The following is a 15,528-nucleotide window of genomic DNA, read 5'->3' on the forward strand; positions in this document are numbered from 1 at the left end:
GCCGCACGGGTCGTGCGGCAGCTCGCCCCTCACTGGTCCGGCCGGGTCAGAGGATGACGTTGTAGCTCTGCCAGCCGTCACCGATCAGAGTGCGTCCGGTGCTCGGCAGGAAGTCGTAGAGACCGCCGTCCCGGGTGATGCCCACGGCTTCGGGGGCACCGTCGCTGTTGAGGTCGGTGGCGTACGGGTTCCACTCACCCTGCCAGAAGCCGTTGCCGCTGAAGGTGGGGGAGCCGAAGCTGACGGCGCCGTCCTTGGTGGTGTTCGGATAGATGTAGACCTCGCCGCCGTTGACGTTGCGGGCCTGGATGTCGATCTTGTAGTCGCCATTGAGGTCGGCGTACCGCAGGGTCGTCCAGCCGTCGGGCCAGAAGCCGTTGCCCAGGAACGTTTTCGCCCCGAGGGCGCTGGTGCCGCTTCCGCCGGTGTGCGGGTACATCCACAGGTCGCCGCCGTGGTCGCGGGCGATGACGTCGGTACGGCCGTCACCGTTGATGTCGCCGAAGCCCAGCGCGTGGTAGTTCCAGCCGTTGCCGATGAAGACCGGCGCGTTGAAGGAATAGGGGCCGGTACCGCCGTTGCCGGCGAAGAGGTAGAGGTCGCCTTCCTTGGTGCGCCCGAGGACGTCGGAGTAGCCGTCATTGTCGAAGTCGGCCGTGTAGGCGTTGGTCCAGCCGTCCGGCCACCAGCCGTTGCCCACGAAGTAGCGGCTTCCGAGGGTGCTGGTGCCCGTGCCGCCGGTGCCGGGGTAGACCCACATGTCTCCGTGCGGGTCGATGGCCAGGACGTCGGTGTAGCCGTCGCCGTTGTAGTCGGGGCGGCTCTGCGAACCGCTGGTCCACAGTCCCTGTCCGGAGCCGTTGTAGATGACCAGCACGCCGCGGGGGTTCAGTACCGCGTACGCGTACGGCGTGTTGGTGTTGCTGCTCCAGAGCTTGGTGGTGCCGTCGGCCTTGTAGACGACGAGGTTGCCGTCGCTCTGCATGCGGGCGATCGCACCGGGGTTGCCGTTGGTGTTGGTGGCCCAGATCGGCTTGGAGTCCTTGGTGAGCAGTACGAGGTTGCCGTCGGCCTGCATTACCAGCTTGGAGAGGCCGCTGTTGAACTCCTGGCCCGAGGACAGCGTGGTGCCGGCGGCGATGCGCGCGCCCCCGACGCCGTCGATGGGGAAGGTGGCGGCGAAGGAGACGTTGTCGGCGCCCGGCGTCTTGCCGGTCCAGCCGGTCACCCTGTTGTCGGTCTTGCGGGCCCACAGGTCCGCGATGCCGTCGCCGGTGACGTCGCCGACGGAGCCGACGCCCGGATAGGTGGCGGCCGTGATGCCGGTCATGATCTTGACGCGGCCGGCGGTGTCGCCCCAGGTGGTGGGGTCGAGGTAGCCGTTGGCGGCCTTCTTGCCGTAGGAGCGCAGGATGTCGCCGGTGGCGTTGTCACGCAGCCACAGGTCGGCGATGGCGTCGCCGTTGAGGTCGCCGGGGGCGATCACGGTGAACTTGTCCCAGTCGCCGCCGCCCACGAGCACCGGCTCGCGTGCGTCGAGGCTGTGCCCGGCGCGGTTGCCGTAGTAGGCCCAGAGGAACTTGCCCTGCTTGACCAGGAGGTCGGGGTTGAGGTCCCCGTTGAGGTCGCCTGCCGAGACGACCTGCTCGGCGTTGTACCAGTGGTTGTCACCGGTCCACGTGTCGTCGCCGACGCAGTCCTCCCCGTTGGCGAACGGGCAGGAGACGTTCAGCTCCTTGTACTGGTTGGTGACGGTGCCGCTGCCGTTGTTGGCGTAGCTCCAGAGCTTCTTCCGCTTGTCGACGTCGTCGTACTTGAGCACGACGAGGTCGTTGTAGCCGTCCTGGCCCCAGTCCCCGCTCGCCTGGATCTGGGCACCCTGGAAGTTGCGCCCGGCGTTGGTCGCGGCGGAGAACTTGCCGTTGCCCTGGCCCGCGTACGCGAGCAGCGAACCCTGGCTGTCGAGTGCCCAGATGTCCCGGTTGCCGTCACCGTTCAGGTCGTTCTCACTGTCACGCACTGCCGAGCGCGCCGCGTAGTAGCGGTAGACGGCCGTGTTGGAACGGTTGCCGGCCTTGTCCACGGTGTAGGCGTAGACGAGGTGGGGTCCGTAGCCGGGCGGCGTGATGGTCACGGTCGCACCCGGCGCGATGGCCCGCGGACCGGGCTCGACGTCCGTGTAGTAGAGGATCTCCTTGGCGTCGGCCACCCCGTTGGCACTGAAGGTGAAGCTGCCCGGGGTGCGGGCCTTGCCGGTGGTGGTCGGCCAGCCGCCCGCCCCGTCCGGGAACTGGGGAGAGCTGATCACCGGAGGCTTCTCGGGCCGGGCGCGGTCGATGGAGAACTTGCAGGTGGCCGACCAGCCGGAGTACGCGTTGTCCTGGTCCTTGGCGCGGACCCGCCAGGTGTACTCGCCGGTGGGCAGAGTGGCGTCGGGCACGACCCACGTCGCCATCCGGCCCCGGTTCGCCGGGATCGACTGCGTGGCGGTCGGGGTGCTCTGGCCGGCCTTGTAGATCTCGAAATCGGCCTGCAGGTTGCCGCCGTCGGCGTCGTCGATGGTGCCGTACAGGCTCACCTGGGTGTTGCCGATGGCGCCGCCGTCCGTGCACGAGGTGGACGGGTTGGTGCCGAGCGAGCCGGGGGTGCTGGGCGGGTTGTTGTACTCGGTCTCGACCGTCAGGGTCTTCGGGTCGAAGCGCTTCCAGCCGAAGGTGTCCGACTCGTTGCCGGCGTAGAGGCCGACCGTGACGTTGGCCCAGCCGCTCGCCGCGGCCTGCCGGACGAGCGAGGTCGTGTCGAACTCGAGGTTCCCGGCGGCGCAGTCCTTGCTCCAGCCCTTGGAGTCGTTGACCGTCGCCAGCTTCGAGCCCTTGCCGGGCTGGTTGTTCCAGGTCGTCTTGGAGGAGATGCCCCCGTTGAGGGTCCACAGCTCGACCGGGCGGTCCTGGCAGGACCAGGACCAGGTGTTGCGCACGCGCAGGGTCGACTTGTTGACCTGCGCGCCCTTGATGTTCGACGTGTCGAACTGGAAGAAGGACCGGGAGAGCCCGTTCGTCTCGGCCTCGTAGCCGACCCGGACGTCGTCCTTGGTGTTCCAGTACGAGGTGTTCGGGTACTTCTTGTAGACCCGGGTCCAGTTCTGCCGCTCACCCCACGCCCACGAGGGGTCGATGAAGACGGGGTACTTGGTCTGCGCGCCGGTCAGCAGCGCCTGGTCCGGCTTGATCTCCAGGGTGCCGTTCGCCACCGTCGTGGGCATCTGCGCGTCCTTGGCGCCCGCCGGGGGAGTGAAGGCGTCGGCAGGGGCCGGCGGGGTCTCGCCCTCGGCGGCCGCGGCGAAGCTCAGCGACTTCGGGGCCGCGGCGGACTGCACGCCCGCGGGGGCCGCCGTCGTGGTCGAGTCCCACATCAGCGGGGACGGGCTGGTGAAGACCGTCTGGCCGGCGGGGTTGACCGCCGTGATGGCTCCGGTACCGGCGTCGGTGGAGACGTTCAGTCCCACCGTGGCGACCTTGAACTTCAGGGACGCGAGCTCCGGGTTGGCGGCCGCGGCGGCGGTCTTGACGACCAGCAGCTGCGAGAAGCCCTCGACCTCGGCCTTCACCTGGAGGTCGACGTCCGGCAGTACGTTGGCGTACGTCGCCACGTTCGCCGCCAGCGTCGGCTTCGGCAGCGCCTTCGGCCACGTCAGGGACAGCGTGCGCCCGTCCTTCACGCCCGTCAGCAGCGGACCCGTACCGCCACCGGAGAACGACACCGACACGGTCGCGGCCTTGGACACGACCTTTCCGTCGGCCGCGAACACCAGCGTCGGGTCGGTCGCCACCCACGCTCCGGCACGCAGCACCCGCACCGGGGTGCCGTGCCGCTTCACCGACCACTTGCCGGTCGGCATGGCCCAGGTGTCGGAGGACTCCGTCCGCGCGGACACCAGCTCGTAGGGCTGGCCCGTCTCCTTGGCCTTGGCGAGCGCGAAGTCCTCGGCGCTCATCGACCCCTCGGCGACCGGGTCGGTCGCCGCCACGGCCCTCGGCGCAGGTGCGAGCGCGGTCAAACCGGTAGCCGCAATTCCGCCTATGAGGGCAAGCGAAATGAATCGCGCCATCCCCCGCCCGCCCGGATTTCCGGAGCGAACCGCTCTTCGTCTCACGCAAACTCCAAATGTTGATATTCGGAGTCACTCTACTGGCCATGTTGGCTTGACGCTGCCTATCTGACCTGGTCTTTTATGGCGTTCTTATGTATGGTGTCCGGTTTGACCGGCAAGATCATTTTGTCTGAACTTGGCGTTTGTTTGGCATTCGTTTGAGCATCCGGGCGCCGAAGAAGCAGGAATGCGCGCTGTTATCCGTGGTGGCGAATTCCCGTGTCACTCCGGAACGTTCCGGATGCCTCGGCCGGCGCTTGCGCCGCTACGTTGTCGACCGCGTACGCCGGTCCGGCCAGCCCAGGGAGCAGTGATGCCGACGACTGCCACCACGCTCAGGCAGCAGGAGCGCAGGGTGCTCCGCGCCGTCGGCTGCGGCCTGCAGGACGACGAGATCGCCGCCGACCTCGCCATCCCCGAAGACGCGGTGGCCGGACACCTCGCGCGCATCCTCGCGAAGCTCGGGCTGCGCGACCGGGCCGCCGCCATCGTCCACGCCTTCGACTGCGGCCTCGTCGTGCCCGGCAGCGGACCGCGCACACAGGAGGCGAGCTTGGCGCGGCGGACCGCCGCGGGCCCGGCGGCGGGACCGACGGTACGGATCTCCCTGCTCGGACCGCTGCAGGCGGGGCAGGGCGGGCGCCCCCTCAACCTGGGGCACCTCCGTCAGCAAGCCGTACTGGCGGCGCTCGCGCTGGGCGCGGGGCGGACGGTCAGCCGGCAGGAACTGCTCGACGGAGTGTGGGGGATGGAATCTCCCCTCACGAACGTGGTGCCGGTGTACGTCTACCGGCTGCGCAAGGTCCTGCGCACCGGGGACGGCCCGGACTCGGTGATCGAACACGACCGGTGCGGCTACCGGCTCGCTCCCGGCGCCGTCGAAGTGGACGTGGCGCGCCTGGAGAGCCTGCTCACCGATGTCGGCAGGGCCGACCGGGCGGGCGAGGCGACCGAGGTGGTCCGGCTGTGCTCCCGGGCGCTGGACCTGTTCCGCGGGGAGCCTCTGGCGGGGCTGCCCGGACCGCTCGCCGAGGTGGAGCGGCTGCGGCTCGCCGAGCGCAGGATCGCCATCGCGCAGCGGAAGGCGCGGTGGCAGCTCCGGCTCGGCCGGCACTTCGAAGCGATCGCCGAGCTGTTCGCCCTGTCCGCGGCGAACCCGCTGGACGAGCCGGTGGCCGCGATGCTGATGCGCGCGCTGTGCCTCGGTGGCCGGCGGACGGAGGCCCTGACCGTGTTCGACCGCACCCGCCGCCGTCTGGCCGAGGACCTGGGCGTTGCGCCGAGTCGGCTGCTGCGGCGGACGTACGAGATGATCCTGCGCGGGGACCACCCGCCGGTGGCCGATGTCCCGGCCGCCGACAGGTGGTGAAGGACCGCCGCGTGGTTACCAGGCGTACCAGGCGCCGTTGTACCACTGCTCGCTGGCGCTGTCGTTGTGGTGGTCCATGTTGAAGTCTTCGGGATAGTTCCTGACGTGGTTGTTCGGGTAGGTCCAGATGCCGGCGGACTCGTCGCAGACGTAGTCCCAGTGGCAGATGGTCTTGACGGGCACGTTGCCGAAGAACCGGTCGGCGCCGGCGAGCGGGGCGCCGACGATCCCGCCGAAGGGCACCGATCCGCCGTTGGCACCGGGAGGGCCCTGGCGCTTGGGGTCGGCGATGAGGATGGCGTTGACGTTGTCGAACGTCTGCCAGTTCTCGGTGACCCAGACGTGCACCACGGCGGCGCCCAGGGAGTAGCCGGCCATCTTCACGTGCTGCCACGGGCAGGCGGCCCGCTGGTCGCGGACCAGCCGGTTCAGCTCGTTGACGCCCGCTCGCGCGCTCGCGCCGTTGGGGATCTGGGTGGGGTACCCGACGTGCTGCTGGATGTTGCCGTAGAAGCCGTCGTTGTTCCACGAGCTGCCGGTGCCCCCGACGACGATCGTGTACGTGCCCTCGCACGAAGCCGCCGTCTGCGCCGCGGCCCCCGGCGCGTTGGCCCCCTGTACCGCTGACAGTCCGACCGTCATCAGAAACCCGGCTGCCGCGGCCGCGATCCTTCTGGCTCGCATTCGATCCTCCACAAGTAGTCGGCCCACGCGTCCGCCTTCCGGTGCGGAACACGGTCGGCCAAGGTCACCGGACGACAGTCGCAGCGGCCGATGACATCCCGATGAAACCGGTGGGGGCGCGGCGACTCCATCGGGATTTCATCGCTCCTCCCTAGCGTGGGTGCGTTCGGAGGAAGGCCTGGTCCACAGGGGGGAAGGACGGCTCGATGGAGCGCAGGAGATTCATGGCGAGGCTGCCCATGGCGGTCATGGCCGCGGTGGCGGTGATGAGCACGATGGCGGCCGCCGGATCGCCGGCCGCCACCTCGCCCGCCGCCGGACAGGGGCCGGACAAGCCGACGATCCGTTACACCGAGTACGGAATCCCGCACATCATCGCCTCGGACTGGGAGGGGCTGGGAACGGGCTACGGATACGCCGCGGCCAAGGACAACGTCTGCACCCTGGCGGAGACCTACCTGATGGTCAATGCCCAGAAGTCCCGCTACCTGGGGCCCGACGGCAAGGCCAGCCCCGGCGAGAAGCAGAACACCACCACCAATCTCAACAGCGACCTGTACTTCCAGAGGATCAACGACAACCGGGTGGTGGAGCGGCTGCTCGACCAGCCCGCCCCCAACGGGCCGGAGCCGCAGGTCAAGGAAGCCATTCGCGGCTACGTCCGGGGATACAACAGGTACCTGGCCGAGACGGGGGTGAACAACATCTCCGATCCGGCCTGCCGTGGTGCGGCCTGGGTACGGCCCATCACGGAACTGGACGTCTACCGGCACGCGCACGCCGAGATCATCATGGGCAGCGCCGATCCGCTGCTGGACGGCCAGGTCACGGCCGCGCCCCCGGGGGCCTCGGCCGCCGCCGCTGCGCCGGCATCCTCACCCGGGGAGACGGCGGCGAAGATCCGCGACGCGTTGGCCGTCAGCCGTCAACAGAGCATGGGCAGCAACGCTCTGGCGGTGGGCTCGCAGGGCGTGTCCGGGGGCACCGGCATGCTGCTGGCCAACCCGCACTTCCCGTGGCAGGGCAAGAACCGGATGTGGCAGAGCCAGCTGACGATCCCGGGGAAGGTCAATGTCTCCGGGGCCAGTCTGCTCGGCTTCCCCGCGGTGAACATCGGGCACAACGACGACGTCGCCTGGAGCCACACCGTCGCCACGGTGGCCCCGTTCGGGCTGTTCGACGTACAGGTCGATCCGCTGAACCCGACCAACTACCTGGTCGACGGCGCCTGGCAGCAGATGACCTCGCAGCAGGTCGGGGTCGACGTACTGAACGCGGACGGCTCCATCGGCAGGGTGACCAGGACGCTCTGGTCCACCCGGTACGGTCCGATCGTCACGTCCGTCCTGGGCATCCCGCTGCCGTGGGTGGTCAGCGCCCACGCCGTACGCGACGTGAACATGGACAACCTGCGGGCGCTCAACACCTGGTTCCACCTGGACCAGGCCAAGGACGTCAACGAGGTGGTCAACACCCTGGAGACCACGCAGGGCGTCCCCTTCTTCAACACCGTGGCCTCCGACCGCACGGGCAACGCGCTGTACGCGGACATCCAGGCCACCCCGAACATCACCGACGAGCACGCGCAGTCGTGCCTCACCCTGACCGGGCGGCTGCTGTTCAACCAGGAGCTGCGGCTGCCCAACGTACCTCCGGTCTCCATCTTCGACGGCAAACGCAGCGCCTGCGACTGGCCCGATGACCCGAACGCGGTCGCGCCGGGACTGCTGGACCCGCACAAGCAGCCGCGCCTGATCCGAAAGGACTTCGTCGGCAACGCCAACGACAGTGCCTGGCTGGCCAACCCCGAGCAGCCGCTGTCCTTCCCCAGGGTGATGGGCGATACGGCGGCCCCCCGGTCGCTGCGCACCCAGGAGCTGATCCTGACCGCGCAGAACCGGATCAACGGCACCGACGGCCTGCCCGGCAGGGGCTTCACACCGGAGAACATGCGTCAGTTGCTGTTCGCCGACAACAGCAGGGCGGCCGACCTGGCCCTCGATGCCACGGTGGCCATGTGCCGGAGCGTGCCCTTCGGGCTCATCCTGGTGGACGGCAATCTGGTCAACGTGAGCGAGGCGTGCCCGGTCCTGGCCGCCTGGCGTGACCATGACTTCACGGCGGACAGCCGCGGGTCCTGGCTGTTCGAGAACTACTGGGCCTTCCTACTGGGCGGGCAGGCGATCGAGAAGCTGCCGTGGCGGGTGCCCTTCGACCCCAAGGACCCGGTTCACACGCCCAATTCGCTGGACTCCGGAAGCTCCGCCGTCCGCGACGCGTTCGGCCGGGCGGTCCTCGCCCTGCGCAGGGCGGGTGTTCCGCTGAACGCGCCGCTGTCGGAGGTCCAGAAGATCACCCGCAACGGTGAGCAGATCCCGATCCACGGTTCGATCAGTGAACTGGGCGTACTGAACGTGGTCACACCCGGCCTGGTCGACGGCAAGCCGGACATCTTCTTCGGGTCCAGTTTCATCCAGCAGGTGAAGTTCACCGCCGACGGCCCGCCACAGGCCTCCTCGGTGCTCGCCTACTCCCAGTCGGCCGACCCCAACTCGCCGCACCACGCCGACCAGACCAAGCTGTTCTCGGCCGGGCAGTGGGTGACGGAACGGTTCACCGAGGATCAGATCGCGGCTTCACCGGCGCTGGAGACCAAGGTCCTTTCCTGAGGCCTCTCTTCCATCAGGACTTCCAACGACAACGCTCCCGAGGGGGAACACCGTGATGAGAAAGACGAGTCGGTGGCGCTTGATGGTGGCACTGATGGCCGCCATGGTGGCGCTGGCCGTGCCGGTGGGCTCGGCGCAGGCGGCCGAGCCCACCGGCCCCCCGCCGCTGGCGGACGGCTTCGGCCTGACCCAGGTCGGCGCGGCGACAGGCGGTCCCACCAACTTCCACATCACCGTGACCACACCGGAGGTCGCGGGTGGGCACCACATCAAAATCATCCTGCCGCGCGGCTATTACGACGACCCGGCCAGGCGCTATCCGGTGCTGTACTTCCTGCACGGTTCTCCCGACGACCCGATCCAGCAGAACTACCCGGCGCTCACCACCTCCGACCAGATGATCACCGTCATTCCGGACGGCGGTCCTCGGGGCTGGTACGCCAACTGGCTCAACCAGAGGACCGCGGCCGGCGCCCAGAACTGGGAGAACTTCCACCTCAAGCAGGTGATCCCGTTCATCGACGCGAACCTGCGCACCATCGCCACCAAGAAGGCCAGGGCCGTCGCCGGTGTCTCGATGGGCGGGTTCGGGGCCCTGCACTACGCCCAGGTCCGTCCCGACCTGTTCAGCCAGACCGCGTCCCTGTCGGGTGACATCGATCTGTCGGTCCGCTCCATGGACCTGCGGATGGCCGTCGTCGCCTCCCTCGTCGCCTACGAGCCCAGCGTGGACAGCGACGCCGTGTTCGGCTCGCCCTACCCGGTGTTCAACGCCGACTGGCGGTTCAACGAGGTCGACCCGGCGGCGCACATGAACAAGCTGGCGGGAGTCGGGGTCTCCATCTACGTGGGCAACGGGCGCGGAGACGTCACCGACTTGGAGTTCTGGGTCGAGAGCGCGTCCAAGCACGTCAAGGACAGCATGGACGCCCTGGGAATGTCCTACTACTACGTCGATTACGGCGACGGTTCCGCCTGGGGCACCCAGTGCAACGGCGGCCACAACGCCGGCTGCTGGGAACAGGACCTGCGTGACCTGATCCCCAGGCTGGAAAGGGCCTTCGCCTCCTGACGGGCGCAACCGCACCCGTCCCCTCTTGGGGAGAGCCATACCGACGACCGGTCACAAGCGAAGGAGCACGACGATGGAAACGCGAGACACCGGCGCACCCTGGGGCACCACCCGCATGGCACCGTACGCCGAGACCGCCCAGGTACCCCCGTACGTCCCGGAGATCGACCCCGAAACCCAGATCGCCGTCTTCGTCGACGAGCAGGGCCGGACGGTCGAACTCCAGGACTCCCGGACCAGCAGCAGCACCTCGGGCTCCACGAGTACCAGTACCTGGGACAGCTCGGACTCCGACGACACCTCGGACTCCGACTACGACCAGTGACGACGACAGGCACGGGCGGGTCGGTGCTGGTGCTGACCAAGCCTGACGACGTGACCACCGACCTGGTACTGCGCATCCTCGCGGAACGCCGGGTCCCGGTGGTCCGTCTCGACCCCGGCACCGACCTGCACGCAGGTGCCGCGCTGACCGCCAGGTACGGTACGGGCGGTCAGTGCGGCACCCTGCGCACGCCGAGCCGCGAGCTCGACCTCACGAGGGTGCGCTCCGTCTGGACCCGCCGTCCCTCGCCCTTCGACGGCCCGCCCGAACTGGAGGGACAGGACCGCCGGTTCGCGGCATCGCAATCCCTGTGGGGGGTCGGAGGCATCCTGGCGTCGCTTCCCGGAGCCCATTACGTCAACCACCCGTGGGACAACCGGGCGGCGGAGTACAAACCGGCCCAGCTCTCCACCGCCCGGCGCTGCGGCCTCTCGGTCCCCAGCACGCTCATCACCAACGACGCCGACCGGGCCAGGGAGTTCGCCGCCCATCAGAGCGGCGGAGTGGTCTACAAGCCGTTGTGGAACACCCCCTATGCGGTTGACGGCCGAGCCCGGCAGGTGTGGGTGCGGGACGTGCGCCCGCAGGAGATCACCGCCGCCGTGGCCGGCTGCCCGCACATGTTCCAGGCCAAGGTGGAGAAGGCGTTCGACGTACGCCTCACGGCTGTCGGCCACCGGCTGTTCGCGGTCCGGATCGACAGTCCCGATCTCGACTGGCGGCATCGGCAGTCCCTGATGGAGTGCACGCCGATCACCGTCCCCGACCAGGTCGCGCGCTCGGTGTCCGCCTACCTCACCGGTTCCCGGCTCACCTTCGGCGCGTTCGACTTCGCCGTCACGCCCGCCGGCGACTGGTACTTCCTCGAGTGCAACCCCAACGGACAGTGGGCATGGCAACCCGCCCCGATCACCGGCTCGATCGCCCGTGCCCTCGCCGACCAGCTCCAGAACGGCCCCGGGGAGTGAGCCGGTCCGCCGGTCTGGACCCCCTCGGCGCGATGGGGATCAGCCGGTGCAGGTGATCGAGAAGGGGGCCGGGTTGGAGGTGGCGTGGGCGGGGCTCTGGAGCTCCACGGCCATGCCGGTGGTCAGGGTGCCGGCCTTGGCGTAGGTGGTGAGGCGTACGGTGTCGTGTCCCGTGGGGTCGGCCTTGTCTCCGATCTTCATGGTGCGCCAGTGCGGATCCACCACCGAGCCGTCGCCGGACACCCAGCGGTAGGAGATCAGGGTGGGCTCGGAGGCGGTGAAGGTCGCGGTGAACGACGGGGCCCGGTTCTCGGGAACCGGGCAGCTTCCGGTGTAGGTGGTGTTCGCGCCCGCCACCGACATCCGTACGCCCGAATCGGGCGCGGCGCCGTCGGTCTCCGTGAGGGCATAGGCCAGCCCGGCGGCCGCCAGTACGCAGGCGGCCGCTCCGGCCGTGACGAAGGCCGCCGTACGGCGCTTGCGGGGGAGGGCGGCGGGCCCGGCGGGCACGGGCTCCGGAGCCGCGGTCGGATCCACCGGGCTCGGCAGGGCGGGGGCAGTGCTCGCGGCAGTGCTCGCGGTGGCGGTGGTGGTCGCGGTGGTGGTGGCGTCCGGTCCGTGGGCGATGTCCCGCAGGGCCTCGGCGACTTCGGCGGCGGGGGTCCGCTCGGCGGGCTCCTTGCGGAGCAGCCCCGCGATGACCGGGGCCAGCGGGCCGGCCCGGGTCGGTAGCGGCGGTTCCTCGTCCACGACGGCGCGCAGCGTGCTCAGCGCGGTGTCCTGCCGGAACGGGGAGATCCCCTCGACGGCCGCGTACAGCATCACGCCGAGCGACCAGAGGTCCGATTCGGGGCCCGAGGGGCGGCCCAGCGCCCGCTCGGGCGGCAAGTACTCGGGGGAGCCGACCACCTCGCCGGTCATGGTCAGGGCGGTGCTGCCCTCGACCATGGCGATGCCGAAGTCGCCGAGCACCACCCGCCCGTCCTCCGCGAGCAGCACGTTCGCCGGCTTCACGTCCCGGTGCTCCACCCCGACGGCGTGCGCGGCACGCAGCGCGCCCAGCACTCCCGCGCCGATGTGTGCGGCGCGGCGCGGGGTCAGCGGCCCCTCGTCCCGCAGCAGATCGGCGAGTGACCGCCCGCGGATCAGCTCCATGACGATCCAGGGCCGGCGGTCGTCCATGACCACGTCGTGGACCGTCACCACATTGCGGTCGGGTATTCGGGCCGCCGCCCACGCCTCCCGCTCGAGCCGGCTGTACATCCGCGCGATGTCGCCCGCCCCCAGACCGGCCGGGGCCCGCACCTCCTTGACGGCGACCTCCCGCTGCAGGGTCTCGTCCAGGGCCCGCCACACGGTGCCCATGCCGCCCTCGCCAAGCCTGGACAGCAGGCGGTAGCGGCCCGCGATCAGTCGCTCGCCGCCGGGTGCACCCGATGCCTGCGGCACGGCCGCGGTGGTGGCCGCGCCCGCGGTGGTGGCGGCGAGCACGGTCTCCGACACGGTCTCGGTCTCGGTTTCCTCGTTGTGCATGGGGGCGGTTCTTCCTCTCAAGGCGGCCGACGTGAGCATCACGTACCTGCCGGGCTCCCGGTTCAGCCGAACGCGAGGAATTTTTCGGAGATGGTTGAACCGAACACCTTCTCGATGGCGTGTTGCTGTCGTAGGAACAGTCAGCAGCATCGCTTTCGAGGAGTGTGCAGTGCCATCGGTCATCGTCGGGCGCACGGGTCCCTTCACCGGGCAGAGTGTCGTCCTGGGCAGCGAGCCCCTCAGCTTCGGGCGCAAGAGCGACAACGGCGTCGTGATCGTCAGCCCCAGCGCTTCCCGGCTGCACGCCGAGGTCCTCGCAGAGGACACCGGCTTCGTCCTCTACGACCGGGACAGCCGCAACGGCACCTTCGTCAACGACCAGCGCGTCACCCGGCACGTCCTGCGCCCGAACGACTGCATCCGCATCGGTGATGAAACCTTCCTCTACGAGGCGCAGGACTCCATGGAGACGGTCATGGACCTCTCCCTCCTGGACGTCCCCCGCCCGAGCGCCGCGGACCCCGGCATGCTGCGGGTCACCGTCACCGGCGGCGGCCCGGTCGGCCTCGCCTTCGCCCTGGCGCTCGACGAGATGCTGCCCGGCCGCACCCTCATCACCCTCTACGACGGACGCTGGACCAGGAAGGGCGCCGCGGTCGTCTGGAAGGACGAGACCCAGGGCAACTTCCGCCGCCAGCAGGTGGTGACCGTCCAGAGCCGGCAGTACCTCGCCCTGTCCGAGGAGGTGCTCGGCGCGCTCTTCGACGACGACGGCGCGTACTCCGAGATGTGGCCCGTCGGCCCTGACTCCGTCGACGGCCGCCCGCCCCGCAACATCCGGATCGCCCACATCGAGGACCGGCTGCTGGCCCTGGCGAACCGCAGGTCGGCCATCCGCCTCGTCCCGAGGCGCTTCGACGTGGAGGAGCAGCAGAACCGGCTCACCCAGGAGCACGTCCTCGTGGTCTGCGAGGGCGGCCGCTCCCGTACCCGCGAGCACTACGCCGACCGCTTCGGCGCCGCCGACGCCTCGATCTACTCCCTCGACGGCGAGCACCTCCAGGACATCGTCCTGGGTTTGCGCGTCAAGTCGAAGCTGCCGGACCCGATGAGCGTGCTGCTCACGGTGTCGCAGAACCGGTTCCTCCTCAACTCGCTGCGCGGCGAGGGCTTCCTGAACATGCGGCTCACCCGGGAGGAGGCCAGGAACGTCATCGGCATCGACCCGGTGCGCCAGGTCTTCGAGGAGTGCATCGCCACCCGCCCCTGCCTCATGAGCCGACAGGAGGAGGACAACGAGTTCCGCTGCCCCACCCACGGCACCCTCTTCCTGCCCGCGCTGCTGCGCAGCTCCCCGCTGTGGAAGGAGATCCGGCAGGGCCTCGGCCTCTTCGGCGTGGCCGAGGACGACCTGTCCGCGATCACCTCGTTCCGGCTGGACATGGTGCAGCGCCCGCGGTTCACCGCGCAGCTGCACCGCCCGACCGCGACCAGCCCCGGCACGTACGGCTTCCTGCTGGGCGACGCGGCCAACGCCATCCACTTCTGGCCGGGCCGCGGCCTCAACAGCGGTCTCGCCTCCGCCACTTCACTCGCCCGCTCACTCAGCCGCGCCTGGCGGGGCAAGCCGCTGCGGGACGCCGACTTCATCCGGCACGAGGCGGCGATGTCCATGCTCCAGTACCGCCACAAGAGCCGGGCCTGGAACGCGATGGTGACCACGGACGAGCAGGGCGTCACCCGCGCCATCAGGGACATCATCGCGCGCAGCGCGGAGGCCGGCGGCGCTGCGGCGCCCGGCGCCGAGGACGGGGGCGACCTGGACGCGCTGCTGGAGCGCATGTCCGGGATCCGCGACCGGCTGGCGCCCCGGCTTCCCGGCCTGCCGACGGACGAGGAGCTCCGCTCCCACCTCGCCTCGATCGCCCCCGCCACCCTGCGCACCCTGCGGGAGAGCGGAGCCTGGGACACCCTGATCGTCGGCGGCGAGGAGGCCGACATCGACCTCTTCTACCAGTCGGACTCCCCGGTCTACGTCCCCCGCCCGGCCGACCCCCGGGCCCTCACGCAGTTGTAGTCCCGGAGGCTCGCCCCCGGGACTGGTAACAGCTGTTACCATCCGGGTATGGCGAAAACACAGCTGGGAGCCCGCGTGGACGCGGACATCGCGGAACTGGCGAGGAAGCGCGCGGCCGACCTGGGCTTGAGCATCGGCGACTACCTCGCACGCCTCGTGCAGGACGACGCCAGCGGACTGCGGGCCCGGGCGGTGGACGCCGCCGCCCGCTTCCTCGCCGAGCACCAGAGCGTCTTCGACGAGGCCGAGGACGCCCAGCAGGCCTCGCCGGGGGCGCGTGCCGCCTGATGGAACCGCACATCGACGTCGCCTGGATCCTCCAGGTCGCCGAAGCGGCCGGGGTGGGCGACCCGGCCCCGGACGACTACGGCGTGCCCGTCTCGGCGGTCGCCCGCCACCGGGCCGAGCTGTTCGGGCAGCCGCTGTACGACGGCCCCTACGCCAAAGCCGCGGCCCTCATGCACACCCTCGGGCGCTGCCGCTGGCTGGAGCGTTCCAATCTGGCCGTCGCGGCGGCCACCGCGGTGATGTACCTGGAAGCCGCGGGGATCCGGGTCAAGCCCACCCGTGAGGACGCGATCGCCCTCAAGGACCTCCTCCTCAGCCCCTCCTGTTCCGCCGGGAGGATCTCCGCGCTCCTGCGGACCTGGCCCACCGCCACCTGACCGGCCATCAGGCACT

The 15,528-nt window shown here is 69.8% G+C and carries 11 protein-coding genes; 8 read left to right on the plus strand and 3 right to left on the minus strand.

Translation table 11 applies throughout. The features are described from left to right. Positions 1-46: 46 nt before the first annotated feature. Positions 47-4,027 (minus strand): FG-GAP-like repeat-containing protein, encoded by a 3,981-nt coding sequence (locus ACFYZS_RS37190; protein WP_389022974.1) that lies wholly within the window; start codon positions 4,025-4,027, stop codon positions 47-49. Positions 4,028-4,463: 436 nt separating this feature from the next. Here ACFYZS_RS37190 and ACFYZS_RS37195 point away from each other — a divergent pair, with 436 nt between their 5' ends. Next, positions 4,464-5,519: a BTAD domain-containing putative transcriptional regulator gene (locus tag ACFYZS_RS37195; RefSeq protein WP_389022977.1), complete on the plus strand. Its 1,056-nt coding sequence runs from the start codon at positions 4,464-4,466 to the stop codon at positions 5,517-5,519. Positions 5,520-5,534: 15 nt separating this feature from the next. Here the strand turns inward: ACFYZS_RS37195 and ACFYZS_RS37200 are convergent, their stop codons facing one another. Then, a complete protein-coding gene (locus ACFYZS_RS37200) occupies positions 5,535-6,203 on the minus strand; it encodes a cutinase family protein (RefSeq protein ID WP_389022980.1) in 669 nt (222 codons plus the stop codon). Between the two features lie 206 nt (positions 6,204-6,409). Between ACFYZS_RS37200 and ACFYZS_RS37205 the strand changes: the two genes are divergently transcribed. The 4 genes from ACFYZS_RS37205 (at position 6,410) to tgmB (ending at position 11,237) form a co-directional block, all read left to right on the plus strand. Beyond that, positions 6,410-8,872: a penicillin acylase family protein gene (locus ACFYZS_RS37205; RefSeq protein WP_389022983.1), complete on the plus strand. Its 2,463-nt coding sequence runs from the start codon at positions 6,410-6,412 to the stop codon at positions 8,870-8,872. A 94-nt stretch (positions 8,873-8,966) separates the two neighbouring features. Next, a complete protein-coding gene (locus ACFYZS_RS37210) occupies positions 8,967-9,944 on the plus strand; it encodes an alpha/beta hydrolase (RefSeq protein WP_389022986.1) in 978 nt (325 codons plus the stop codon). A 73-nt stretch (positions 9,945-10,017) separates the two neighbouring features. Next, positions 10,018-10,269, plus strand: coding sequence for a putative ATP-grasp-modified RiPP (gene tgmA / locus ACFYZS_RS37215; protein WP_389022989.1), 252 nt, complete (start codon positions 10,018-10,020; stop codon positions 10,267-10,269). Further along, the gene (gene tgmB, locus ACFYZS_RS37220) at positions 10,266-11,237 is read left to right on the plus strand and encodes an ATP-grasp ribosomal peptide maturase (protein WP_389022991.1); all 972 of its coding nucleotides are present in this window, start codon (positions 10,266-10,268) and stop codon (positions 11,235-11,237) included. Before tgmA ends, tgmB begins: the two co-directional genes overlap by 4 nt. A gap of 39 nt (positions 11,238-11,276) precedes the next feature. Here the strand turns inward: tgmB and ACFYZS_RS37225 are convergent, their stop codons facing one another. Then, positions 11,277-12,770, minus strand: a complete 1,494-nt coding sequence (locus ACFYZS_RS37225) for a serine/threonine-protein kinase (RefSeq protein ID WP_389022995.1) — start codon at positions 12,768-12,770, stop codon at positions 11,277-11,279. A 169-nt stretch (positions 12,771-12,939) separates the two neighbouring features. On the opposite strand from ACFYZS_RS37225, the gene ACFYZS_RS37230 reads away from it, so the two are divergent. The 3 genes from ACFYZS_RS37230 to ACFYZS_RS37240 are packed head-to-tail and all read left to right on the plus strand — an operon-like array spanning position 12,940 to position 15,512. Continuing rightward, entirely contained in the window at positions 12,940-14,847 is a 1,908-nt protein-coding gene (locus ACFYZS_RS37230) for an FHA domain-containing protein (protein WP_389022998.1), read from the plus strand. A gap of 48 nt (positions 14,848-14,895) precedes the next feature. Then, positions 14,896-15,135, plus strand: a complete 240-nt coding sequence (locus ACFYZS_RS37235) for a hypothetical protein (RefSeq protein ID WP_389023001.1) — start codon at positions 14,896-14,898, stop codon at positions 15,133-15,135. Further along, complete coding sequence (locus ACFYZS_RS37240; RefSeq protein WP_389023003.1) at positions 15,135-15,512, plus strand: fic family toxin-antitoxin system, toxin component; 378 nt, start codon at positions 15,135-15,137, stop codon at positions 15,510-15,512. The genes ACFYZS_RS37235 and ACFYZS_RS37240 overlap by 1 nt, the downstream gene beginning before the upstream one ends. Positions 15,513-15,528 lie beyond the last annotated feature (16 nt).

The organism is Streptomyces sp. NPDC001903 (assembly GCF_042891345.1).
GTDB lineage: Bacteria > Actinomycetota > Actinomycetes > Streptomycetales > Streptomycetaceae > Streptomyces.

Bases quoted from the DNA above. Each gene is read 5' to 3' on its own strand.
- ACFYZS_RS37195 (WP_389022977.1), top strand. From the start codon at position 4,464: ATGCCGACGACTGCCACCACGCTCAGGCAGCAGGAGCGCAGGGTGCTC.
- ACFYZS_RS37200 (WP_389022980.1), bottom strand. From the start codon at position 6,203: ATGCGAGCCAGAAGGATCGCGGCCGCGGCAGCCGGGTTTCTGATGACG.
- ACFYZS_RS37205 (WP_389022983.1), top strand. From the start codon at position 6,410: ATGGAGCGCAGGAGATTCATGGCGAGGCTGCCCATGGCGGTCATGGCC.
- ACFYZS_RS37210 (WP_389022986.1), top strand. From the start codon at position 8,967: ATGGCCGCCATGGTGGCGCTGGCCGTGCCGGTGGGCTCGGCGCAGGCG.
- tgmA (WP_389022989.1), top strand. From the start codon at position 10,018: ATGGAAACGCGAGACACCGGCGCACCCTGGGGCACCACCCGCATGGCA.
- ACFYZS_RS37225 (WP_389022995.1), bottom strand. From the start codon at position 12,770: ATGCACAACGAGGAAACCGAGACCGAGACCGTGTCGGAGACCGTGCTC.
- ACFYZS_RS37235 (WP_389023001.1), top strand. From the start codon at position 14,896: ATGGCGAAAACACAGCTGGGAGCCCGCGTGGACGCGGACATCGCGGAA.
- ACFYZS_RS37240 (WP_389023003.1), top strand. From the start codon at position 15,135: ATGGAACCGCACATCGACGTCGCCTGGATCCTCCAGGTCGCCGAAGCG.